The 22,822-nt window shown below is 74.0% G+C and carries 19 protein-coding genes; 14 read left to right on the forward strand and 5 right to left on the reverse strand.

Translation table 11 applies throughout. The features are described 5' to 3' along the window. Positions 1–79 precede the first annotated feature (79 nt). Positions 80–1,045 (forward strand): Acg family FMN-binding oxidoreductase, encoded by a 966-nt coding sequence (locus ABD352_RS25390; protein ID WP_344614979.1) that lies wholly within the window; start codon positions 80–82, stop codon positions 1,043–1,045. Between the two features lie 535 nt (positions 1,046–1,580). On the opposite strand, the gene adhE is transcribed toward ABD352_RS25390, so the two are convergent. Next, on the reverse strand, positions 1,581–4,235 hold the full coding sequence (gene adhE / locus ABD352_RS25395; RefSeq protein WP_344614980.1) for a bifunctional acetaldehyde-CoA/alcohol dehydrogenase: 2,655 nt from the start codon (positions 4,233–4,235) through the stop codon (positions 1,581–1,583). Positions 4,236–4,522: 287 nt separating this feature from the next. Here adhE and ABD352_RS25400 point away from each other — a divergent pair, with 287 nt between their 5' ends. The 3 genes from ABD352_RS25400 (at position 4,523) to gap (ending at position 7,398) form a co-directional block, all read left to right on the forward strand. After that, a complete protein-coding gene (locus tag ABD352_RS25400; protein ID WP_344614981.1) occupies positions 4,523–5,356 on the forward strand; it encodes a universal stress protein in 834 nt (277 codons plus the stop codon). 194 nt (positions 5,357–5,550) lie between these two features. Then, positions 5,551–6,195, forward strand: coding sequence for a hypothetical protein (locus ABD352_RS25405; protein ID WP_344614982.1), 645 nt, complete (start codon positions 5,551–5,553; stop codon positions 6,193–6,195). Positions 6,196–6,375: 180 nt separating this feature from the next. Continuing rightward, positions 6,376–7,398, forward strand: a complete 1,023-nt coding sequence (gap, locus tag ABD352_RS25410; RefSeq protein WP_344614983.1) for a type I glyceraldehyde-3-phosphate dehydrogenase — start codon at positions 6,376–6,378, stop codon at positions 7,396–7,398. Positions 7,399–7,425: 27 nt separating this feature from the next. Here gap and ABD352_RS25415 read toward each other — a convergent pair whose 3' ends face one another. Beyond that, complete coding sequence (locus ABD352_RS25415) at positions 7,426–8,370, reverse strand: NmrA/HSCARG family protein (RefSeq protein ID WP_344614984.1); 945 nt, start codon at positions 8,368–8,370, stop codon at positions 7,426–7,428. 105 nt (positions 8,371–8,475) lie between these two features. Between ABD352_RS25415 and ABD352_RS25420 the strand changes: the two genes are divergently transcribed. The 10 genes from ABD352_RS25420 to ABD352_RS25465 all read left to right on the forward strand — a co-directional run bounded on the left by ABD352_RS25420 (position 8,476) and on the right by ABD352_RS25465 (position 18,691). Beyond that, positions 8,476–9,039, forward strand: a complete 564-nt coding sequence (locus ABD352_RS25420; RefSeq protein WP_344614985.1) for a TetR/AcrR family transcriptional regulator — start codon at positions 8,476–8,478, stop codon at positions 9,037–9,039. A 62-nt stretch (positions 9,040–9,101) separates the two neighbouring features. After that, positions 9,102–10,295 carry an LLM class flavin-dependent oxidoreductase gene (locus ABD352_RS25425; RefSeq protein ID WP_344614986.1) on the forward strand — a complete coding sequence of 398 codons (1,194 nt, stop codon included), beginning with the start codon at positions 9,102–9,104 and terminating at the stop codon, positions 10,293–10,295. Between the two features lie 166 nt (positions 10,296–10,461). Beyond that, positions 10,462–10,749 carry a hypothetical protein gene (locus ABD352_RS57690; RefSeq protein ID WP_425553633.1) on the forward strand — a complete coding sequence of 96 codons (288 nt, stop codon included), beginning with the start codon at positions 10,462–10,464 and terminating at the stop codon, positions 10,747–10,749. Positions 10,750–10,925: 176 nt separating this feature from the next. Continuing rightward, positions 10,926–11,555 carry a GntR family transcriptional regulator gene (locus ABD352_RS25435; RefSeq protein WP_344614987.1) on the forward strand — a complete coding sequence of 210 codons (630 nt, stop codon included), beginning with the start codon at positions 10,926–10,928 and terminating at the stop codon, positions 11,553–11,555. A gap of 108 nt (positions 11,556–11,663) precedes the next feature. Further along, positions 11,664–13,298: an ABC transporter substrate-binding protein gene (locus tag ABD352_RS25440; protein ID WP_344614988.1), complete on the forward strand. Its 1,635-nt coding sequence runs from the start codon at positions 11,664–11,666 to the stop codon at positions 13,296–13,298. Beyond that, the gene (locus tag ABD352_RS25445) at positions 13,295–14,053 is read left to right on the forward strand and encodes a DUF1684 domain-containing protein (protein WP_344614989.1); all 759 of its coding nucleotides are present in this window, start codon (positions 13,295–13,297) and stop codon (positions 14,051–14,053) included. Before ABD352_RS25440 ends, ABD352_RS25445 begins: the two co-directional genes overlap by 4 nt. Then, positions 14,037–14,981 (forward strand): ABC transporter permease, encoded by a 945-nt coding sequence (locus tag ABD352_RS25450; RefSeq protein WP_344614990.1) that lies wholly within the window; start codon positions 14,037–14,039, stop codon positions 14,979–14,981. The genes ABD352_RS25445 and ABD352_RS25450 overlap by 17 nt, the downstream gene beginning before the upstream one ends. Next, on the forward strand, positions 14,971–15,783 hold the full coding sequence (locus tag ABD352_RS25455; RefSeq protein ID WP_344614991.1) for an ABC transporter permease: 813 nt from the start codon (positions 14,971–14,973) through the stop codon (positions 15,781–15,783). The genes ABD352_RS25450 and ABD352_RS25455 overlap by 11 nt, the downstream gene beginning before the upstream one ends. 20 nt (positions 15,784–15,803) lie before the next feature. Further along, on the forward strand, positions 15,804–17,105 hold the full coding sequence (locus tag ABD352_RS25460; RefSeq protein ID WP_344614992.1) for a hypothetical protein: 1,302 nt from the start codon (positions 15,804–15,806) through the stop codon (positions 17,103–17,105). Further along, positions 17,102–18,691 (forward strand): dipeptide ABC transporter ATP-binding protein, encoded by a 1,590-nt coding sequence (locus ABD352_RS25465; RefSeq protein ID WP_344614993.1) that lies wholly within the window; start codon positions 17,102–17,104, stop codon positions 18,689–18,691. The genes ABD352_RS25460 and ABD352_RS25465 overlap by 4 nt, the downstream gene beginning before the upstream one ends. On the opposite strand, the gene ABD352_RS25470 is transcribed toward ABD352_RS25465, so the two are convergent. The 3 genes from ABD352_RS25470 to ABD352_RS25480 are packed head-to-tail and all read right to left on the reverse strand — an operon-like array spanning position 18,688 to position 22,676. After that, complete coding sequence (locus ABD352_RS25470; RefSeq protein WP_344614994.1) at positions 18,688–19,122, reverse strand: MerR family transcriptional regulator; 435 nt, start codon at positions 19,120–19,122, stop codon at positions 18,688–18,690. The genes ABD352_RS25465 and ABD352_RS25470 overlap by 4 nt on opposite strands. A gap of 7 nt (positions 19,123–19,129) precedes the next feature. Next, positions 19,130–20,071 carry a zinc-binding dehydrogenase gene (locus ABD352_RS25475; protein ID WP_344614995.1) on the reverse strand — a complete coding sequence of 314 codons (942 nt, stop codon included), beginning with the start codon at positions 20,069–20,071 and terminating at the stop codon, positions 19,130–19,132. Between the two features lie 58 nt (positions 20,072–20,129). Beyond that, the gene (locus ABD352_RS25480; protein WP_344614996.1) at positions 20,130–22,676 is read right to left on the reverse strand and encodes an FAD/NAD(P)-binding protein; all 2,547 of its coding nucleotides are present in this window, start codon (positions 22,674–22,676) and stop codon (positions 20,130–20,132) included. Between the last annotated feature and the right edge of the window lie 146 nt (positions 22,677–22,822).

Here is a 22,822-nt window from a genome sequence, read left to right on the forward strand (position 1 = left end):
GGGACGTTCGTCTCTTACCGGCGGCGCCGCCGCGCGGGCAGGGTAGAGAGAGCGGCTCCGTCCGACTGGAGGTGCGGTCATGACGACGATGGCGACGCCGCAAACCTGGAGCCCCGAGGTGTTCACCGATGCGGTCGGTGACGCCGTCTGGGCGCCGTCGATACACAACTGTCAACCGTGGCGGTTCCGGCACACCGGCGACGGTGTGGACGTCCTGCTCGACGAGCACCGCGTCCTCGCCGCCTGCGACCGCTACGGCCGGATGGCCCGGATGTCGTGCGGTGCCGCCGCGTACAACCTGCGGCTGGCCCTGGCCATGGCTGGTCTGCCGGCCCAGTACCGGTTCGGGGCGGGGCGGACACTGCTCCATCTGTGGCCGGATCGGCCGCGGCGGCCGGCACCGCTGGAGAGCCGGCTGTACCAGCAGATCCACCACCGGCACACCAACCGCGGCCCGTTCGCCGACACTGCGGTGGACACCGCCGCGTCGCACCGGCTGTCCGAGGCAGCCCGCCGGGAAGGCGGCTGGCTCGACTTCGTGACCGACGACGCGCCACTCGACGTGGTGGCGGGGCTCGTCCGGGCCGCGGACGCGCAGCTGCGCGCCGACCCGGCCTACACCGCGGAGCTGCGGGCCTGGAGCATCGCGGCGGATGACCGTGTCGAAGGGGTCGGGCCGGCCGCGGCCGGTGCCGCGCCACATCCGGGTGAGCTGCTGACCCGCCGCGACTTCGGCGGCCCGGTCCTCGAAATGACCCGGGATCCGGCGCGGCGGCCGGCGGTGGCCGTGCTGGGCGTGCTCGGTGACGGGTTCGACGACGCCGTCCGGGCCGGGATGGCGCTGCAGCGTGTGCTGCTCACAGCCGCCGACCTCGGCCTGACCACGGCGCTGTACTCGCAGCCGACCGAGGTGCCGGCCCTGCGCGAGCGGTTGCGCCGCACGGTCGACCGCCTGCACGACCCGCAGCTCGTGCTGCGGTTCGGCTACGCGCCGCGGACCTGCTACACCAACCGGCGGCCCATCGCCGACGTCATCGAACCCTGAACCGCAACCGCGTCCGCACCACGCCTGAGGTCCCGGCGATGACGGGACCTCAGTCCTGCACAGCCACCGTCGAAGCCCGGGAGACAGCCAGCGGCTGCCTCCCGGGCTTCAGCGCATGGACGGTCTTCCCGACTCGGCCGCGGGTGCCGGTGGCCATCACCAATCTCGCCCTCCGGGTGATCCGGTATCGGCGAGACCGGCAAGCCCGCCAGGCCGAGGCCGAGCGGGAACGCCGGGCCAAGGTCATCAATGCCACCGGCGAGCACGAAGCCGCCCAGACGCTGCACGACGCGCCAGCCCCTCGGGACTGCACCTGCGCTACCTGCAGACCCTGCTCGAACTCGGCGGGGACCAGCGAACCACCGTCGTGTTCCCCCTGCCGATGGACCTCGTCGAGCCGTTCCTGCACCGCCTGCGCCCCGCGGATCTGGATCTGATCGACGCCGGAGACGGCGCGCCGGCCGAACGGCCGGCCGGAGCCGAACCGCCAGCGGCGGGCGCCCGGGAGCGGGCGCCCGCCGCGGCGTCGTTCCAGTCAGCGCTCGCTCACGACATCGTGGCCGGCTCCGGACGCGGCGCCGTAGTAGGCGGTGCGCATGATCTCGCGTAGGTCGGCCAGCATGGGCATGCGCGGGTTCGCCGGGGCGCACTGGTCGAGGTACGCGTTCATCGCCTGCTGCGGCAGCGCCTCGAGGAACGTGCGCTCGTCGACGCCGGCCGCCTGGAACGAGGACGGGATGCCGACCTCGTCGCGCAGGCGTTCCACCGCCCGGGCGTAGGACTCCACGCCCTGCTCGGGGGTTTCGGCCGGCAGGCCGAGCACCCGGGCGATGTCCTGGAACCGCTGCGGGGCCACGTACCGCTCGTACTTCGGCCAGGCGTTCAGCTTCGCCGGCACCATCCCGTTGTGCCGGATGACGTGCGGCAACAGGATCGCGTTGGTGCGTCCGTGCGCGATGTGGAAGGTCGCGCCGAGGGTGTGCGCCAGGGCATGCACGATGCCGAGGAAGGCGTTGCCGAACGCCATGCCCGCGATCGAGCCGGCGTTGTGCATCTTCTCCCGGGCGACCGGGTCGGCGGCACCGCGGTGCACCGCGGCCGGCAGGTTCTCGAACACCAGCCGGATCGCGTGCAGTGCCAGGCCGTCGGTGTAGTCGCTGGCGTACACCGACACGTACGCCTCGGTGGCATGGGTGAGCGCGTCGAACCCGCTGTCGGCGGTGACGTTCGGCGGCAGGTCGGCGGTCAGCACCGGGTCCACGATCGCGACGCTCGGGGTGAGCGCGTAGTCGGCGAGCGGATACTTCATGCCGGTGGCCGTGTCGGTGATGACCGCGAACGGGGTGATCTCCGCACCGGTGCCCGACGTCGTCGGGATGCACACCAGGCGGGCGAGCTGCCCGAGTGCCGGGAAGGTGAATGCCCGCTTGCGGATGTCGAAGAACTTCTCCCGCATGTCGGCGAACTCGGTCCCGGGGTGCTCGTAGAGCAGCCACATCACCTTCGCGGCGTCCATCGGCGAGCCGCCGCCGAGCGCGATGATGGTGTCCGGCCGGAACTCCCGCATGAGCTCGGCGCCCCGTTCCACGGTGGCCATCGTCGGTTCCGGCTCGATGTTGTCGATGATCTGCACCGTGACCGGGTTGGCGCCGTGGCGCAGGGCCTCCCGGATGCGGTCGACGTAACCCAGGCGGGTCATCGTCGCATCCGTGACGATGCTGACGCGGTGTACGTCGGGCATGTCGGCGAGGTACCGGATCGCGTTGGGCTCGAAGTAGATCTTCGGCGGCACCTTGAACCACTGCAGGTTGTTGGTACGCCGGCCGACCCGCTTGATGTTGAGCAGGTTCGGCGCGGACACGTTGCCCGACACCGAGTTGCGCCCGTAACTGCCGCAGCCCAGGGTGAGCGACGGGACGAACGCGTTGTACACGTCGCCGATGCCGCCCTGCGACGACGGCGAGTTCCAGATGATCCGGACCGCCTTCACCTGCCGGCCGTACGCCTCGGCGACGTCCGGCTCGGCGGCGTGGATGACCGCGCTGTGGCCCAGGCCGTCGAGCTCCACCATCTGCTGGGCCAGGCGGAAGCCCTCCTCCCGGGAGCCGGCGCGCAGCACGGCCAGCACCGGGCACAGCTTCTCCCGGGTGAGCGGCTCGTGCGGCCCGACACCCTCGACCGGCACCAGGATGACCGAGGTGTCGTCCGGGACCGCGAACCCGGCGGCGGCCGCGATCCAGGCCGCCGGACGGCCGACGACGTCGGCGTTGAGCCGCGACCCGTCACCGAAGACCAGCCGCTCCAGCAGACGCTTCTCCTCCGTCGTCGCCACGTGGGCGTGCAGCCGTTCGAACTGGGCAATCGCCTGGCCGGCGATCTCCTCGTCGAGGATGACGGCCTGCTCGGAGGCGCAGATCATGCCGTTGTCGAACGACTTCGACACCACGATGTCGTGCACCGCGCGCTCCACGTCGGCGGTCCGGTCGATGAAGGCGGGCACGTTGCCGGGGCCGACGCCGAGCGCCGGCTTGCCGGCCGAGTAGGCCGCGCGGACCATCGCGGCGCCGCCGGTGGCCAGGATGACGGCCACGCCGGGGTGGGCCATGAGCGCCTGCGTCGCCTCGATGGACGGCTCCTCGATCCACTGGATGCAATGCCGCGGCGCGCCGGCCGCCACGGCGGCGTCGCGCACGATGCGGGCCGCCTCGGCGCTGCAGCGCTGGGCCGACGGGTGGAAGGCGAACACGACCGGGTTGCGCGTCTTGAGCGCGATGAGCGCCTTGAACACGGTGGTGGACGTCGGGTTGGTCACCGGCGTCACGGCGCAGACGACGCCGACCGGCTCGGCGATCTCGACGATCCCGTTGATCTCGTCGCGGGCCACCACACCCACGGTGCGCAGATTGGCCAGGCTGTGCGCGATGTGCTCGGAGGCGAAGACGTTCTTGACCGCCTTGTCCTCGAAGACCCCGCGCCCGGTCTCCGCGACCGCGAGCTCGGCGAGGTCGCCGTGCCGGCTGAGCGCGGCGACGGAGGCCTTCTTGACGATGTGGTCGATGCGCTGCTGGTCCAGCGCCGCGTACTCGTCCAGCGCGCGGAGCCCCTGACGTACGAGGCGATCGATCGACGCGGCGGCGTCCTCGACGGTCACGTCGAGCTCTGCGGGCGACGGGGCGAGAGTCCCGGTCACCGTCATCACATCCCTTCCCAGGGCCGACACGGACCGGATCGGTCCATCTCGCATCCTGGCCGGGACCGGCGGCCGCTCCCAGTGCCCAGGGTCCCGGCCCGGGGTGCTGAAGGTCCCGGTCCCTCGCCGCGAGGGGTCCCACCGCACGGCACAGGGCCCATCGGCACGTCCGCGGGGGGCCGTTGGACACCACGGCACGGCGCCTCCGGCCCTGTCCGCGGGTCCGCGCCGGCGCCTAGCGTCCGAAGTGAACCATCAGGCAGCGACTACGGCGAGGAGGAGCGGCCATGAAGGGCACAGACGTGGTAGTTGGCATTGACGGCACGCCGGCCTGCGGTGCCGCGCTGCAGTGGGCCGCGGACGAGGCCGCGCGCAGCGACGCGCGGCTGCGTGTCGTGGTGGCCTTTCCCCGCGGTGACGAGGACGACCGGCGCGCGGCGGTCGCGGCGGCGCAGGCCGCGGCGGCCGTGGTCCGCGCGAACCGGCCCGGGCTCGACGCGACCGGGTCCGCGGTGCCCGGCGACCCGGCCACGGTGCTGGAGGCCATGGCGGCCGAGGCGGCGCTCGTCGTGGTCGGCAGCCGCGGGCATACCGCGCTGTCCGCCGCGCTCGGCGGCGGGAGCGGCACGCGGGTCGCCCTGCACGCCCGCGGTGGCGTCGCGGTCGTGCGCGGCCGAGCCGGCGCCGCCGGGCCGGTCGTCGTCGGCGTCGACGGCTCGCACCACGACAACCGGCTGCTGGCGACCGCCTTCGAGCACGCGGCCCGGCGTGGCTGCGAGGTCGTCGCCGTCCGCGTGCTCACCCCGCCGGTCACGCCGTGGGGCGATGGCATCCCGGCCCTGATGCCCACGGCCCGCGACCGGGCAACCGTCCTGGCGGAGCTGACCGACGACGTGGGGCGCTGGCACGAGAAGTACCCCACCGTGCCCGCCACGGCCCGGGTCCCCATCGGCGAGCCGGCCAGCGCCCTGCTCGACGCGTCCGGCGAGGCGCAGTTGCTGGTGCTCGGCGGCCGCGCGCACGGCCCTGCCGCCGCGCTGCTGGCCGGCTCCGTGGTCCAGCGGCTGCTGTTCCACGCGGACTGCCCGCTGCTGATCATGCACGGCGAGCGGGGCGGCTGAGGGCCCGAGGCCGACGCGCGCCGGCCGAGCCGGAAGCACTGTCGTCACAGCAGAGCGCGACGGCATCGTGAGCGCGCACAGCAGGGCGAAGGTCCCTGCGGACAAGGGCGTTTGTGCCCTGTGGTGCGTCGAGCGGTGCGGCGCATGCTGTTGGCAGCACAGCGAAACGCCACCGTAGCCCCAGGGAGGGCCCCATGAAGCGCAAGACGCTCGACGCCATCGTCGGCTTCGGCCTGGTCCTCCTGGCCGGGCTCCTGCTGGTCGCCGGTCTGGTCCTGACCAGCAACGCGAACTTCGCCAACAACTACGTCAAGAGCCAGCTCGGCCAGCAGCAGATCACGTTCAAGACCTCTGACACGCTGACCGCCGAGGAGCGGCAGTCCGCGTGCCTGGTCAAGTACGCCGGCCAGCAGCTCACCACCGGCAAGCAGGCCGAGTGCTACGCCAACGAGTTCATCGGGCTGCACCTGAAGTCGATCGCGGGCGGCAAGACGTACGCCCAGCTCGGCGACGTGCAGACCGACCTCAAGGCGAAGCTCGCCGCCGCCCAGAAGGCCGACGACGGGTCCGCCGCCGCCCTGCAGCAGCAGCTCACCGACATCAACACCGCCCGCGAGACGGTGTTCAAGGGCGAGACCCTGCGCGGCCTGCTGCTCACCTCGTACGGCTTCAGCGAGTTCGGCGCCAAGGCCGCCCAGGCCGCGCTGGTGGCCTACCTCGCCGCCGGGCTGCTGTTCCTGGTCGGCGCGGCCGGCCTGGTCCACGCCCTGCGCACGCCGCGCACCCAGGGCTTCGCGGTGCCCGAGCGGCCCGTCGCCAAGGAGCTCATCACCGCGTGACCGACGCCTCGCAGAACCGGTCCCGGGCCACAGGCCCGAGACCGGTTCACGCGCGTCTGCGGCAGTACGCGAGTCGGGGGTCCCTCCACGGCAGGCCTTCCGGCCCATGTGCGCGGTCGCCCGACGGACGAGGGTGAGGGTATGGGGGCCGCTGTGCCCCACCGGGTGAAGGAGGAAGCCATGACGTACCGCGTCGCCATCAACGGTTTCGGCCGGATCGGCCGGGATCTCGTCCGGTGCCTCGTCGAGCGGGACCTGCTCGGCCGGGACATCGCCGTCGTCGCGATCAACGACCTGTTCGACACGGCGACGCTGGCGCACCTGCTCGAGTACGACTCGACCTTCGGCCGGCTGCGCGCCACCGTGGACGTCGACCCGTCCGGTGGCGGCCTGACGATCGGCGGGAACTACGTCGAGGTGGTGCGCCAGCGCGACCCGAGCTTCCTGCCCTGGGCCGATCTGGGCGTCGACCTCGTCATCGAGTCGACGGGCAAGTTCCGCAGCCGCGAGGACGCGATCGCGCACCTCAAGTCCGGCGCCCGCAAGGTGCTCATCTCCGCGCCCGGCAAGGACGTCGACGCGACCCTCGTGCCGGGCGTCAACGACAGCACGTACGACCCGCGGGTGCACGAGATCGTCTCGGCGGCGTCCTGCACCACGAACTGCGCCGCGCCGATGGCCCAGGTCCTGCACCGGGCGTTCGGCGTCGAGCAGGGCTTCCTGACCACGGTGCACGCGTACACCAATGATCAGGTCGTCCTTGACGCCCCGCACAAGGATCTGCGCCGCGCCCGGACGGCGGCCACCAACATCATCCCGACCGGCACCGGGGCCGCGAAAGCGATCGGGCTGGTGCTGCCCGAACTCGCCGGGCGCCTCGGCGGGGTCGCGCTGCGGGTGCCGGTCGAGAACGGCTCGATGACCGACTTCACCGTCCGGCTGTCCGAGGCCGTCACGGCCGACCAGGTCAACGCCGCGTTCGCGGCGGCGGCCGACGGTCCGCTGGCCGGGATTCTGCGCTACAGCGAGGCGCCACTGGTGTCGCGCGACATCATCGGCGACCCCGCGTCGTGCGTGTTCGACGCTGGGCTCACCGCGGCCGACGGGCACCTGGTGAAGGTCTTCGGCTGGTACGACAACGAGTGGGGCTACACCAACCGGCTGGTCGACCTGGCGCTGCGCTTCGCCGCCACCGCCGCGTAACCGGCCCACCGCGTGGCGGCCGGATCGTCACTCCCCCTGTGACGTGATCGTCCGGCCTGCCATGTGTTCCCGCGCCCACTCGTCGAACGAGCTGAGCCGGATGCCGAGCGCGCGCGCGAACTCCGGGCGCGCCGGCTGTCCGGCCACGTTCATCAGCTCCATCGGAAGGCCCGCGTACGCCGGCATGCCCGCGGCGATGGCCTCCGGCTCGGTCATGTCGGGCGCGGTGAGCGGGACGCCGAGGGCGCGGGACAGGATCTCGGCGATCTCGGTCAGCGACAGGTAGTCGCTCGCCAGCTCGAGCTCGACCTCGTGGAAGCGCTCCGGCTGGGCCACGGCCGCGGCCACCGTCGCGCCGATGTCGTCGACCGCGACCAGGGACAGTCGCGTCGACGGCTTCAGCACGGTCACGATGCCGCCCTCGGCGCCGCGGGGCAGCAGATACGCCGCGGAGAGCAGGAAGTTCTCCATGAAGAAGCCCGGCTTGACCAGCGTCCAGAGCGGAAAGCCCGCTTGCCGGACCAGGTGCTCGATGCCGGACTTGGCGGCGTAGTACGGCTCCAGGGGTGCCCATCGACCGGAGTCGGCGCCGGGCGCGGCCGCCAGCCGGCCGGAGCCCGACACGGAGGTGTGCACGAACTGTGGTACCCCCGCGGCGCGTGCGGCCTCGATCAGGTTGGCCGCCTGCCGCAGTTCGCCGTCGAAGTCGAATGCGCCCTCCTTCACCTCTGCCATCTGGACCGAGAACACGGCCCGGACGCCGCGCACCGCCCCGGCCAGCGAGCCGGGGTCTCGCAGGTCGCCCTGCACGAGGTCCGCGCCCAGGGAGGCGACGGACGACGCCCGGTCGCTTTGCGGGTCGCGGACCAGTGCCCGTACGGGAATGCCGGCCGCCAGCAGCGCACGGGCGGACGCTCCGCCCTGCTTGCCGGTGGCGCCGACGACGAGAACGGGAGCGGGAGCAGCAGACATGGGGACCCTCCTGGAGAGCGGTACACAGGAAACGGCGTGCCCCGCCGTTTCGGTCCGTGCTAACATACGGCGGACCCCGCCACTTAGCAAGCGTGTGGAGACCCGATGACCGGCCAGCGCGCAGACGCCCGCCGCAACTACGCGCTCCTGCTGTCCGTGGCCGAGCGAGCGATCGCCGAGCAGGGTGCCGACGCGTCGCTGGAACAGATCGCTCGCACGGCGCAGGTCGGATCCGGCACCGTGCGCCGGCATTTCCCGACGCGGCACGCCCTGCTCGAGGCGGTCTTCCGCAAGCAGGTCGACGCGCTCGCCGACCGGGCCCGAGGCCTGGAAGACCACCCGGACAGCCGCTCAGCGCTCCTGGAGTGGCTGCACGCCGTACTGTCGTTCGCCGCCACCACCCGCGGGCTGGCCGAGGCCCTCAACCGCGACCATGTCGCCGACCCCGGCGAGACCCACGAGCACTGCGCCACCGCGCGGCTGACCGAGGCCGGCGACCCCCTGGTGCGCCGCGCCGCGGCCGACGGCGTCCTGACCCCGGGCGCGACCATCACCGACCTGCTCAACCTGGTCACCGGCATCGCGCTGGCCACCGAGCGCCACCCGGACGCCGCCGCCGAGGCGAACCGCCTCCTCCGCCTGACCATCGCGGGCGTCAGCCCGGCGTAGTACGCCTCCTAATCCTATCTGATAAGTAGACATTCGCCTGACGGGCCTCTATCGTTCGATCAATGAGCGCGACACCCCTGGCCGTCCTGGACCTCATCCCGCGCAGCAGCGGCGTCGACAACGCCACCGCGGTACGCAACGCCATCGACCTCGCGCGGCGGGCCGAGCGCTTCGGCTACCAGCGGTACTGGTTCGCCGAGCACCACCTCAACCCGGGCGTGCTCGGCGCGTCCCCGGCCGTGTCGATCGCGCTGGTCGCCGGGGCCACCAGCACCATCCGCATCGGCTCGGCCGGGGTCCAGCTCGGACACCGGCAGCCCCTCGCCACCGTCGAGGAGTTCGGGCTGCTCGACGCGGTGTACCCGGGCCGGCTCGACCTCGGCCTGGGCCGCTCGATCGGGCGGCAGAAGCCCGCGGCCGCCGAGGGCACCGGCGCGGGCCAGCCGCTGGTCGCGGCGGTCTCGGCGTACACGGCGAACCGCGGTGGCGGCGACCACGCGACCGAGCAGCGGACCGGCAACGGGCTGCTGCTGCCGAAGCAGTACGACTTCGGCCGCCTGCTCGCCACGTCGGCGACGAAGGTGGCCACCCAGCTGGACCTGCTGCAGCAGCCGGGCGCGTACACGCCGAGCTACGACTCGCAGGTCAGCGACATCCTCGCGTTCCTGGACGGCACGTACGTGTCCCCGAACGGGGTGGCGGTCAGCGCCTACCCCGGCGAGGGCACCGCGATCCAGGTGTGGATCCTCGGCGCGTCCGGCGGCTCCAGCGCGACCGTCGCCGGCGAGCGGGGGCTGCGGTTCGCGGCCTCGTACCACCACAGCCCGAGCACCGTCCTGGACGCGGTCGAGGCGTACCGGGCCGCGTTCCGCCCGTCCGCGGAACTCGACCGGCCGCACGTCTCCGTCTCCGCCGACGTCGTGGTCGGCGAGACCGACGAGCACGCCGCGATCCTCGCCTCCGGATACGGCCTGTGGGTCCGCAGCATCCGCGCCGGCTCGGGCGCGATCCCGTTCCCCACGCCCGAGGAGGCGGCCCGGCACGAGTGGACCGACGAGGACCGTGACCTCGTCCGCGACCGCGTCGACACGCAGCTGGTCGGCTCCCCGCAGACCGTGGCCGACAAGCTCGAACAGCTGCGCGACGCCACCGGCGCGGACGAGCTGGCCGTCACCACGATCACCCACGACCACGCCGACCGGGTGCGCTCCTACGAGCTGCTGGCCGGCGAGTGGGCCCGCCGGGGCAACGCATGAGCACGGTGGAGGCCGGCACGCACGCGCGGCGCGGCCTCCCGCCGCGCGACTACCGCCGCACGTTCAGGCCGAGGTGTTCGCGCAGCGTGGTGCCGGTATAGGCGGTGCGGTACACCCCGCGCTCCTGCAACGCCGGGACCAGGCGCTCCACGATGTCGTCCAGCCCGTGCGGGACCAGATACGGCGAGACGTTGAAGCCGTCGAGCGGGCCGTCCGGGTCGTACCCGCTGAGGTCGAGGTTCCGCAGCAGGCTCGCCTGCGCCAGCGCGGTGGCCGGGGTGATCTGCTCGCGGCGGACCCAGTCGGCCTTCTCCTCCGCCTCGGCCGGCGTGTCGCCGATGACGATCGCCGCGCCCGGCAGGATGCGGATGTCGTCCTCCGGGCGGCCGGCGGCGCGCAGGCGGGCGCGGATGTCGTCGGCGAACGCCAGGGCGTCGTCGAACTTGATAGCTAATTGTCGATAACCCCTGCCCCCTTCCCGGACGTGGCCGCCGGCGCCGGTTGCGGTGCGGCGGCGGGCGGAGATAATCGGCGAACTCGGCGGCCATCGCCGGGGTCACGGCCACCCGAGGCCCATCGAGATCGCGGATGCGACAGTATGCGACTGCCAACGCTGCCGAAGGAGACCCGGTGAACCGCGACTCGGCCTCGACCCAGTACGAGCGGCTGCGCGACGAGATCGTCACCGGCCGGATCGCGCCGGGCACGGTGCTGCTGGAGACGGTGCTCGCGGAGCGGCTCGGGGTGTCGCGGACGCCGGTGCGCGAGGCCCTCGCGATGCTGGAACGAGATGCACTGCTGGAGCGGGACCGGCGCGGCTACCGGGTGCGCACGCGCAGCCCCGAGGAACTGCTGGAGATCTACGCGGCCCGCATCGCGCTCGAGTCGACGTGCGCGGCCGCGGCGGCCGGCCGGCGCTCGGCGTTCGACCTGGCCCGGCTGCGGCACCTGACCGGCGAGGCGGCGGCGGCCGACGACCCGGCGCAGCTGCGCGAGCTGCACGCGGCCTGGCACAAGGCCCTGCGCGCCGCGGCGGGCAACGCCACGATCACCGACCTGCTGGAGCGGCTCGACACGCTGCTGGCCGTGTACGACACCGACGAGCCGACCCTCGCCGACCGGGAGAAGGCCGCGGCCGAGCACGGGCAGGTCGTCGACGCGATCGAGGCCGGCGACGCCGAGGAGGCGCGGCGGGCCCTCGTCGCCCACCTGGACCGCTCCCGCGAGGCCCGCCTGGCGAAGCTCGCCGCCGGCTCGTAACACCCCAAGCAAGAAGCATCACAGGTCGAAGCCCCTTGCCCGAGCGTCGACGCGTGTATACGCTCGCGGCGGATTTCCTAGCAATCACGTCTGAATACTGGAGTTACTATGGTCCGCAGGCTTGCCGCGGCGGCAGCGTCGGTGACGCTGCTGGCCGCATGCAGCAGCACCGGTTCGCCCGGCGACGGCGCGGCGTCCGGCGCCCCCGTGCGCGGCGGCGCCGTCGTGTTCGCCACCGACGTCGAGCCCACCTGCCTCGACCCCGCGGCCCCGAGCCAGATCGCCACGCAGATCCTGCAGCGCAACGTGTACGACTCGCTGATCTACCAGGACGCGAAGGGCGCCTTCCACCCCTGGCTGGCCAGTTCCTGGGACGTCTCGGCCGACGGTACGACGTACACCTTCCACCTGCGCGACGGCGTGACGTTCCACGACGGCACGAAGTTCGACGCGACCGCGGCCAAGGCGACCTTCGACCACTTCACCGACCCCGCGACCAAGGCCCCGCTGGCCGGCTCGCTGCCGTTCTCCTCGGCGACCGCGACCGACCCGGGCACACTGGCGGTCAGGCTCAAGTCGCCGTTCGCCCCGTTCCTGCAGCTGGTGTCGTTCTCCGTGCTCGGCATCCAGTCCCCGGCGGCGCTCGCGAAGGGCCAGGCCGCCCTGTGCGCCGGCGGACCGGGCGCGGCCGTGGGCACCGGGCCGTTCACTACGGCCGCGTACACCAAGGGGCAGAGCCTCACGTTCGCGCGGTACGACGCCTACAACTGGCCGCCGGAGGGCGCACCGCACCAGGGCGCCGCATACCTGGACAAGGTCGAGGTCCGCTTCCTGCCGGAGAACGCGATCCGGGTCGGCGCGGTCAGCAGCGGCCAGGCCCAGCTCGCCGCGAACGTGCCGCCGGTGACCGCGGCCGCGTTCGAGGCCGGCGGCGGGGTGCGGGTGCTCAGCGCGACCGCGGCCGGCACGCCGTTCACCGCGTACCTCAACACCAAGCGGGCCCCATTCGACGACGTCAAGGTGCGCCAGGCGTTCCAGCGCGGCATCGACATCGACAATATCGTCAAGTCGGTCTATGCGGGCCGCTTCCCGCGCGCCTGGAGCCCGCTCACGCCGAGCACGCCCTACTCGTACGACAGCACGCTGGAGAACAGCTGGCCACAGGACCTGACGCTGGCCAACCGGCTGCTCGACGAGGCCGGTTGGCAGCAGAAGGACGCGCAGGGGTACCGCACCAAGGACGGCAAGCGCCTGACCGTCGTCTGGGTCCAGAACAGCACCGTCATGCGCGAGCAGCGCGACATCGTCGCCCAGGCCATCGCCGACAACGCCAAGAAGCTCGGCTTCGAGGTGACCGTGCAGGGCCTCGACGCCGGCACGCTCTCGGCCCGGGCCAAGGCCGGCGACTACGACATCGCCGACCAGAGCAACCAGCGGGCCGACCCGGACATGCTCTACAACGTGTGGTCGTCGAAGTTCGCGGCCATCAAGGGCGGCGCCAACTACGCCAACGTCGACGACCCGCAGGTCGACCAGTGGCTCAGCCAGGGCACCACGGCGCTGCGCCAGGAGGACCGGCCGGCCGCCTACGGGCCGCTGCAGAAGTGGGTCATCGACAACGCCGCGGCGGTGCCGATCTACGTCCCGCAGTACCTCCTCGGCGTCTCCAACGCCGTGCAGGGCGTGCAGTTCACCGTCTCCGGGTACCCGGACTCCTTCTACACCGTATGGCGGACCAAGTGAGCAACGACGACTTCGAGGCCTGGCTGGCCGCGCGCGCCGAGGAGGTGGCCGGCCCGGCCGGCCACACCGCCCTGACCGGCACATACCCGGTCACCGAGCCGGTCGTCATCGACGGCGTGCCCGGCACCTGGAGCCTCCGGGACGGCCGGCTCGCCGTCACCGTCGAGCCGGGCGCACCGCTGACCAAGGACGGTGCGCCGGTGACCGGTACCGCGTTCGTCGAGGGCGACCTCGAGGCGCCCGGCGTGACGATCCGGACGTTCGTGCGGGAGGACGGGGCGGTGGTGCGCACCTACGAGCATGCCGCGCCCGGCCGGACGGAGTTCGCCGGCATCGATCGGTACCCGTACGACGAGCGCTTCCGCGTCCCGGCGGCGTTCGAGCCGTTCGCCGAACCCGAGGCCACCCCGATCCCCTACCAGCGCGACGACATCGTCCGCGCGCACGTCGTGCCGGGCGAGCTGACGTTCACCCTCGGCGGCGCCGAGCACCGGGTGCGGGCGTTCGAGGGCCACGGCGGTCTGTGGTTCGTGTTCGCCGACGCGACGACCGGTGTGAGCACGTACCGCCCGGGGCGCTTCGTCGAGGCCGGCCCGGCGCCGGACGGGTACGTGGTGGACTTCAACCGCTCGTACCTGCCGCCGTGCGCGTTCTCGGACTGGTACAACTGCCCGCTCCCGCCCCGGGAGAACGTGCTGACGACCGCGGTCGAGGCGGGCGAGCGGTCGGTGCTGGGCCGTGCCCACCCGGCGTGACGCCGGCCGCCTCGCCCGCCGGGCGGCGATCGCGGTCGTGCAGCTGTGGGGCGCCGCCACGCTGTGCTTCGCGATGCTGCACCTGATCCCCGGCGACCCGGTCGACATCATCATGGGCAACCAGGCGCTGGTCTCGCCGGAGCTCAAGGCCCAGGTGCGCGCCGAATACGGGCTGGACGACCCGGTCGCGGTGCAGTACCTGCGGCTGCTGGGCGACCTGGCCCGTGGCGACCTCGGCACCTCCTACCAGCTGCAGCGGCCGGTGTGGGGTGCCCTGGCCGAGCAGGTGCTGCCCACCGTCCAGCTCGCGGGGGCGGCGCTGCTGCTCGCGGTGCTGCTGGCGGTGGGCGCGGCGGTGCTGGTCCCCGAGCGCAGCCGCGTCGCCCGGGCGCTGTTCTCCGGGCTGGAGATGGTCGCCGTGTCGCTGCCGCAGTACTGGCTGGGCATCCTGCTCATCACGTTCCTGTCGCTGCGCTGGCACCTGTTCCCGGTCATCGAGGCCGGCACCTGGCGCAGTCTCGTGCTGCCGGCCGTCGCGGTCGCCCTGCCGATCGCCGGCACCCTCGCCCAGGTGCTGCGCGAGGAGATGGACACCGCCCTCGCCCAGCCGTTCGTCACCGCGGCCCGGGCCCGCGGCGCCGGTGCGCTGGCCGTGCGGGCCGGGCACGCGCTGCGGCACTGCCTGGTCCCGGCCACCACGCTCACCGGCTGGTTCGTCGGCAGCCTGCTGGGCGGCTCGGTCCTCATCGAGCAGGTCTTCGGCCGGCCCGGCCTCGGCCAGGTCGCTTTGACCGCCGTGACGAACAAGGACCTGCCGATGGTGACCGGCGTGGTCATGCTGGCCGCCGCCGTGTTCGTCGTGGTGAACCTGCTCGTCGAGGCCTCCTATCTCGTCATCGACCCGAGGGTGCGTCGCGATGGGACGTAGGCTCGCCGTCTCGGCCTCGGCGCTCGTCATCCTCGCCGTCGTCGTCGCCGCGCTGTGGCCGCAGCTGCTCACCGGCCACGACCCGAACGCGACCGACCCGCTCGCCTCGTTCCGCCCGCCGGGCGCCGGGCACTGGTTCGGCACCGACCAGCTCGGCCGGGACCTGTTCGCCCGGGCCGTCCACGGCGCCCGGCACTCGCTGCGCATCGCCGCCGGCGCGACGCTCGTCGCGCTGCTCGTGGCCGTGCCGGTGAGCGTCCTGGCCGCGCTCGGCGGCCGGTTCGCCGACAGCGTCATCAGCCGGGTCCTCGACGTGCTGCTGTCATTCCCGGCACTGCTGCTGGCGCTGGTCGTGGTCACCATCGCCGGCCGGGGCGAGCTCAGCCTGCTGCTCGCGATCGGCCTGGCCGACATGCCCGGCTACGCCCGCCTGCTGCGCTCCCGGCTGCTCGTGGTCCGCAACGCCGGCTACGTCGAGGCGGCCACCGGGCTCGGCGTCGGCCCGTGGACCTCACTGTGGCGGCACATCCTGCCCAACGCGGCCGGGCCGCTACTGGTGACCGCGACGCTCGGGCTGGGCGTGGCCGTCATCTTCGCCTCGGGGCTGAGCTTCCTCGGCCTCGGCGCCCAGCCGCCGACCCCGGAGTGGGGCGCGATGCTCGCCGAGGGCCGCTCGACGCTGGCCGTCGCCTGGTGGGCCGGGGTCTTCCCGGGCCTGCTCATCACCGTCACCGCGGTCGCCGTCACCATCCTGGGTCGCGACCTGCGCAACCGCTTCGGCATCGGCTCGGTCCGGCCGTGAGCCACTTTGGAGGTACCCCCGTGCCCACCGACCGCTACGGGCAGCGCGTGTCCACCACGGACCCGCAGGCCGCCGCGGCCTACTTCGACGCCGTCGACGCGTACCTGGCCCTCGACGACACCGCCGCCGACGGCTTCGCCCAGGCGATCGCGCTCGACCCCGGCTTCGCCGTCGCGCACCTCGGGCTCGGGCTCAGCCTGGCCTCGGCCGGCCGCGACACCGAGGCCCGGGAGGCGTTCACCGCCGCCGTCCGGCTGCGCCGCGACCACCCCGACCGGCTCGGCCCGCGCGAGGCCCGCCAGATCGACCTCGTGACCGCGCCGCCCACGCACCTCGCCGCCTACGCCGAGCATCTGGAGGCGCACCCCGGCGACCTGCTCGTCCTCGGGTTCGCCGCCGGGCTGCTCAGCGGCCGGCGGATCGCCGCGGGCACCGGCCGCGACGGCGTGCTCGCGCTGGCCGCGCCGTCGACCGCCGCGTTCCCGGACGACTGGGCCCTGGCCGGGATCTGCGCGCTGGAGCTGGAGGAGGCATGGCAGTTCGCGGCGGCCGAGGCGGCGGCCGAGCGCTCGCTGCTGGACCGGCCCGACAACCGCGCCGCCTGTCACGGGTACGTCCACGTCCTGCACGAGACCGGACGCATCGCCGCCGTGGAGTCGTTCCTCAACGGCTGGTTCGGCACCCGGCACCCGCGCTCGCCGCTGCAGACGCACCTGCGCTGGCATCACGCGCTCGTGGCGCTGGAGAACGACGACGCCGAACTCGGGCTGCGGCGGTACCACGCCGCCATCGACCCCGGCGTCTCCACCCGCCGCACCACGCTCGTCGACGCCGCCGCCGTGCTGTGGCGGCTGCGGATCGACGGCCACACCGCCCTGCCGTGGCGCCCGGTCGCCGAGCTCGCCCGCGCCCAGCTGTCGGCCGCGCGCGGCGCGCTGTTCGACGTGCACGCCGCCCTCGCCCTGGCCGCCGCCGACCGGGAAGGCCTCGGAACCCTCCGCGCCGCCTGGGCGGCCGAGACCGCCCGGCCCAACCGCGATGTCGTCCTCGCCGTCCTCGACGGCATCGCCGCGCACGCCGACGGTCGCTACGACGTGGCCGCACAGCACCTCGGCGGCGTGGTCGCGGCGGTGGCCCTCGTCGGCGGCAGCCGCCTGCAGCAGGACATCGTCGTGGACACGCTGTGCGACGCCCTCGCCCGCAGCGGGGACGCCGCCCGGGCCGCCGACATCCTGGCCGACCGCGAGCACCGGCGCCGATCGCGACGGGACGCGCGCTGGATCGCCGACCTGCGCCGGGCTTCCACGGTGGTACCGCAGTGAGCCCCGACCCCGTCCTGGCCGCCGAGGACCTTCACGTCACGTTCCGCACCGCTCGCGGTACCGTCGAAGCGGTCCGGGGCATTTCCTTCACCCTCCACAAGGGACAGTGCCTGGCCATCGTCGGCGAGTCCGGCTCCGGCAAGAGCGCCACCGCCCGCGCCCTGCTCGGCCTGGCCGGCCCGGCCGCCACCGTCACCGCCGCCGCGCTGCGCCTCTCCGGCCAAGACCTGACCACGCTGTCCGAAGCCCAGTGGCGGCGCCTGCGCGGCCGCGACATCGGGCTCGTCGCGCAGGACGCGCTCGGCTCGCTCAACCCGCTGCACCGGGTGCGCCGCGACGTCGGCGAGCCGCTGCGCCGGCACCGCCTGATATCGCGCGCCCTCCGTCCCGGCCGGGTGGTCGAGGCGCTCGCCGACGCCGGGGTCCCGGAGGCGGCGGTGCGGGCGCAGCAGTACCCCCACCAGCTCTCCGGCGGCCTGCGCCAGCGGGCCCTCATCGCATCCGCCGCCATCGCGAACCCGCCGGTCCTCGTCGTCGACGAACCGACCACCGCCCTCGACGTCACCGTGCAGGCCCAGGTCCTGACCCTGCTGGAGGAGCTCCAGGCCGGCGGCACCGCACTGCTGATGATCAGCCACGACCTGGCCGTGGTGGCCCGCATGGCCGACCACATCCTGGTGATGCGCGAGGGCGTCGTCGTCGAGTCGGGGCCCCCGGCATCGGTGCTCGGAGCGGCTCGCCACCCGTACACGCGCCGGCTCCTCGCCGCGGTCCCCACCGGCCGGCCCCGCCGCGACCCGGACGGCTCCCCCGGCCCGGCGCTGCTCGAGGTACAGGGGGTCAGCAAGCGGTACCGCCGCCCCGACGGCACCGACCACGCCGCCGTGCGTGACGTCTCGTTCACCGTCACCGCCGGCCGCACCCTCGGCGTCGTCGGCGAGTCCGGCTCCGGCAAGAGCACCGTGGCCCGCATCGCCCTCGGCCTGCTGCGCCCCGACGAGGGCGACGTCCGCTTCGCCGGCGCCCCCTGGAGTTCGGTGCCGGAGCGGCGCCGCCGCCCGCAGCGCGGCCGCATCCAGCTCATCCAGCAGGACCCGCTCGGCGCGTTCGACCCCCGCTTCACCGCCGGCCAGGTCATCGCCGAGGCGCTGCGGGCGGACCGCGACCGCGGAGCTCGGCGCCGACGCGTCGCCGAGCTCCTGGAGACCGTCGGCCTGGCCGCGTCGCTGGCCGAACGCCACCCGGCCGAGATGTCCGGCGGCCAGCGCCAGCGCGTCGCGATCGCCCGGGCCCTGGCCACCGGCCCCGAACTGCTGGTGTGCGACGAGCCGGTGTCCGCGCTGGACGTCTCGATCCAGGCCCAGATCCTCGAGCTGCTGGCGGGCCTGCAGGCGCAGCGCGGCCTGGCGATGCTGTTCATCTCGCACGACCTGGCCGTCATCCGGCAGCTCAGCGACGAGGTCCTGGTCATGAAGGACGGCTCCGTGGTGGAGCGCGGCGCGGCCGGCGACGTCTTCGACCGCCCCGCCGACCGCTACACCCGCGAGCTGCTCGCCGCGGTTCCCACCCTTCCGGTGTACCGCTAGCCCGGCGGGTCCGCGGGTCCTTCGGGCGGCACGCCTCGGTGCGCGAGTGCGTCGACGAGGCCGGGACGTGCCGCCGCCGGGCGGTCGAGGCGCGCCGCGAGGCTGTCGTGCAGCTGGGTCAGCGTGTCCAGCCGCTGGCGGATGAGCGCGAGCCGCTCCTCGGCGACGCGCATCGCGGCCACGCAGCCGGCGCCGGCGGCGAACGTCGGCGGCAGCTCCCGGTCGAGCCACGGCAGGAACTCCCGCACGTCGGCGATGGTGAAGCCGAGCGACAGCAGCTCGCGGACGTTGCGCACACGGCGCACGGCGGCGGGGTCGTAGTCGCGGTAGCCGGCCGGTGTGCGGGCGCTGGTGAGCAGGCCCTCCTGCTCGTAGTACCGCAACGTCCTGGTGCTCGTCCCGGCGACCCGCGCCAGTGCCCCGATGCGCATCACCCCATTATGCCAACCGGACCAGGACCGTCCCGGTGTAGCGACCGGCGAACAGGTCGAGCAGGGCCTGCGGCGCCGCGGCGAGGCCGTCGACCACGGTGTGCGGCACCGCGATCCCGAGACCCAGGAACTCCGCCTCGTGGCGCGGCTCGTCGGCCGTGGTGAACCCGTGCAGCGACAGCCGCCGGCCGATGACCGTCGTGAGGTCCAGCGGCGGGTCGGCGGCGCCGCCGAGCTGCGTCGCGAGCGCCCCGCACAGCGCGATGCGGCCGCGCGGCCGCATCGCGCCGACGAGGTCGGCGAGCACCTGACCGCCGACGGTGTCGAAGCCGACGTCCACCCCGTCGGGCGCCGCCGAGCGCAGCGCCTCCGCGCCGTGGCGGAAGCCGGCGTCGTAGCCGAACCGCTCCGTCAGCGCCGCCACCTTGCCCGCGCTGCCCGTGCTGCCGATCACCCGCTCCGCCCCGAGCGCCCGCGCGATCGCGCCGGCCACGCTGCCGATCCCGCCGGCCGCCCCGGACACGTACACCGTCTCGCCGGGCCGCAGCCCCGCGGCACGCAGCCCGGCGTACGCGGTCAGGCCGCCCGACAGCAGCGCGACCGCGTCGCCCGCGTCGATCCGGCGGAACCGCTGCGCCGGGCCGGACGCGTGCTCGCGCCACCCGAGCCCGTGCAGCACGGTCGCGCCCACCGGCAGGGCCGGGCTCGCCGAGGCCACCACCTCGCCGACCGCCCGGCCGAAGAGCGCCGCCCCGACCTCGTAGCCGGGCACCACCCCGAGCCCGCCGGCCAGCAGCGACCGCATCGCCGCGCCGAGCGCCATGAGCCGGTTGCGGACCACCACCTCGCCGTCGCCCGGCTCGGGCAGCTCCCGCACGCCCCGCTCGAAGTCCTCCAGCACGGGCGCGCCGCCCGGCCGCCGGGCCAGCCTGATCTCCTCACTTCGCATGTCCGGCACGGTAGGCCTTGACGTACACGTCAAGGTCAAGCTCGCACGGCCGCCAGGATCACACGGCGGGCCTGCCGGTCGGTGTGTCCCGGGCGGACAGGGCGCTGAGCAGCGTGTCGTCGATGACCTCGCGCTGCGCGTCGCTGCCGCCGAGGCGGACCCACTCACCGGTGCGGCGGGAGATGAGCTCGACCGTCAGCGCGTAGTCGCCACGCACGTAGGCGCTCAGCGCACGCACGAGCACCGCGACGAGGTCGAACGCCGGTTCGGCGCGGCCGGTGGCGTACCGGCGCAGGGCCTCCAGCCGGTCGAGGTCACCGGCGGCGGCCAGCGCGAGGGCGGCGTGCATGGCGATGAACGCCGTCCGGGGCTCGCGCAGCAGCTCGTCCGGCACCGTGCCGAGCACCGCCTCGATCGGCACGGGCTGCGGCGGTGCGCCGAGCACGTGACACCGCCACAGCAGCGACGCCGAGTCGACGAGGGCCCGCACGCCGCCGACCGACCGCGGTGACAGCTGTGCCCAGAGGCGGGCCGCCACGCCGGGCCAGCGTTCGAGGGCGATGTCGTGCAGCGCCGCGTGCCACGAGTAGTGCGCGCCCTGGAACGCGTCGCGTCCCGGGCCCTCGATCCAGGCGTCGAGCCAGGCGAGGCCCTCGCGGTGCTCGCCCGTCTCGTAGTACACGTGGCTGCGGGCGTGGGCCGCGTGGCCCCCGGCCGGGTCGGCGGCGAGGGCCCGGTCGGCCAGTTCGGCGCTCTGGGCCCACCGGTGCTGCTCCTGCCGGACGAACGCGAGCAGCCCGAGGTACCACCAGTCCTCGCCGTACACCGGGGCCAGCCGCTCGACGATGGCCCAGGCGTGCTGCGGCACCTGCGTGGCCCCGCCGAACGCGATCGTCGGGACGCAGGCGTTGACGACGAGGGCGTCGCGCGGGAACTCGTCGATGTGCGCGAGCAGCCCCGTCGGGTCGTTGGCCCGGACGCGGCCGGCGACGGCCCGCAGCAGGCTGCTGGTGCGGGTGTCGGTGCGCGCCTGCGCGGCCCGTTCGGCCTCGTCCAGGGCCGATCGCGCGTCGGCGCCGATGACCCCCTCGACGGCCAGGAGCGCGCGCACCGTGTGCGCGAGCGCGAACGACGGGTCCTCGGCGGTCGCCGCGGCCAGCGCCTCCTCCGCGCCCTGCTGCACGCGCAGGACGCGCCGCACCGCGTCGTCGAAATGCTCGGCGGCCCGCGCGGTCGTGAGCAGCGGCAGGCCGTACTGATCCCGGCGGACCAGGCCGGCCGGGCCCCGGCGCGGGGACGGCGTGTCGCACAGGCGCTCGGCGAGGGCGAGGGCCTGTGCGCGGATCTCCGGAATCGCGGTGGACTCCAGCAGCTGGCCGCGGCGCGTGCTCCCGAGCGTCCACAGCCCCGGCACCCGGTTGCCGTAGGCGTCGCGGAGCTGGCCGTCGCCGGTGGTGGCCCAGCCAATGCCCAGGTGGCCGGTGGTGACGTAGCCCTCGGCGAACAGCTGCTGGATCAGTGGGTTCGTCGAGCCGGCCAGGTCGGGGTCGGGCCCGGTGGTGTTGACGATCCAGGTGCCGGGAGCGGCCGCGGCGATGGCGACCGACGGGTGCTCGGTCGTGATCGCGAGCCGACCCTCGGCCCGCAGGCCGGCGATCGCGTCGGCGACCGCGGGCGCCATGCGGTGCCGGGCGTTGTCCCAGCGCCGCAGGTCCCGGCGCAGGAACTCGCGCCGTTCGGCCTCGGGCAGGCCGGCCCAGATCGCTTGCGTGTGGGGGCGCAGGCCGTCGACGGCCGGCCGCCAGTCCCCGGTCGCCGCGATCGACTCGCGGATGCGGTGATGCACCAGCCGCCGCAGCTGCTTGACCGTCGCGGGCAGATCGGTGTGCTCCAGCGGCATCGGCGGCCGGACCTCGCGCGTGTGGGCGAACGGCAGGAGGCCGTTGCGCGAGGTGGCGATGATCGGCCGCCGGGTGCGGGGCGCGAGCGACACGGCGACGTCGACCGCGGTCAGCCCGGTGCCGACGATGAGGACCGGGTCGTCGGGCCCGACGCCGTCCAGCGCGCCGGGCCGCCACGGGTCGGCGACGAACCGGGGCTGGCCGCGCAGGCGGCGCGGCACCCACGCCTGGGCCGGCGGCTCGATGCCGATGGCGAGCACGACCTCGGTCGCGACCACCGGGGCGGCCCCGTCGATGGTGATCGTCCAGCCGTCGGGGTTGCGGTGCACGCCGTTGGCCCGGCCGTGGATGAGGCGCACGTCCGCCTGGTCGCCGCCGGCCGCCTCGCCGGCCAGCGCGGCCAGGTAGCCACCGAAGGCGGCGCGGGCCACGAAGTCGTCGCCGGTCACGCCGCTCCACCCGTTGGCGGCCAGCCAGCGCGTGAAGTGCTCGGGCCGGTCCGGCCAGGCGCTCATCGCGGCGGCCCGGACGTTGAGCAGGTGCGCCGCGTCCGGCGTCCGGTACGCCACGCCGCTGCCGAGGCCGCCCGGGCCGCGGTCGATCAGCGCGACCCGGAGCCGGCCGGACGCCAGCCGCGACAGATGCGCGAGGACCAGCGCCCCGGCCGCCCCGCCGCCGACGATCGCCACATCGACGTCACTCACGTTCCACCCACCATCTCGACCGAGGCCACAGGCGCAACCCTACTGATCCTTTGCCCTGAACGGGTTCAGGGCCGGATTCCCGCCGGCCCGTGCCCGAGGCTCTCACGCAGTAGACGTATGACACATTTTCCCTATCGGTTTAGTTG

Source organism: Dactylosporangium salmoneum, assembly GCF_039532525.1.
Lineage (GTDB): Bacteria > Actinomycetota > Actinomycetes > Mycobacteriales > Micromonosporaceae > Dactylosporangium > Dactylosporangium salmoneum.

What these genes read in the sequence shown, in the direction of transcription:
- ABD352_RS25400 (WP_344614981.1), top strand. Translation starts at nt 4,523, where the DNA reads ATGAAGGGCACAGACGTGGTAGTTGGCATTGACGGCACGCCGGCCTGC.
- ABD352_RS25405 (WP_344614982.1), top strand. Translation starts at nt 5,551, where the DNA reads ATGAAGCGCAAGACGCTCGACGCCATCGTCGGCTTCGGCCTGGTCCTC.
- ABD352_RS25425 (WP_344614986.1), top strand. Translation starts at nt 9,102, where the DNA reads ATGAGCGCGACACCCCTGGCCGTCCTGGACCTCATCCCGCGCAGCAGC.
- gap (WP_344614983.1), top strand. Translation starts at nt 6,376, where the DNA reads ATGACGTACCGCGTCGCCATCAACGGTTTCGGCCGGATCGGCCGGGAT.
- ABD352_RS25440 (WP_344614988.1), top strand. Translation starts at nt 11,664, where the DNA reads ATGGTCCGCAGGCTTGCCGCGGCGGCAGCGTCGGTGACGCTGCTGGCC.
- ABD352_RS25470 (WP_344614994.1), bottom strand. Translation starts at nt 19,122, where the DNA reads ATGCGCATCGGGGCACTGGCGCGGGTCGCCGGGACGAGCACCAGGACG.
- ABD352_RS25390 (WP_344614979.1), top strand. Translation starts at nt 80, where the DNA reads ATGACGACGATGGCGACGCCGCAAACCTGGAGCCCCGAGGTGTTCACC.
- ABD352_RS25455 (WP_344614991.1), top strand. Translation starts at nt 14,971, where the DNA reads ATGGGACGTAGGCTCGCCGTCTCGGCCTCGGCGCTCGTCATCCTCGCC.
- ABD352_RS25420 (WP_344614985.1), top strand. Translation starts at nt 8,476, where the DNA reads ATGACCGGCCAGCGCGCAGACGCCCGCCGCAACTACGCGCTCCTGCTG.
- ABD352_RS25415 (WP_344614984.1), bottom strand. Translation starts at nt 8,370, where the DNA reads ATGTCTGCTGCTCCCGCTCCCGTTCTCGTCGTCGGCGCCACCGGCAAG.
- ABD352_RS25475 (WP_344614995.1), bottom strand. Translation starts at nt 20,071, where the DNA reads ATGCGAAGTGAGGAGATCAGGCTGGCCCGGCGGCCGGGCGGCGCGCCC.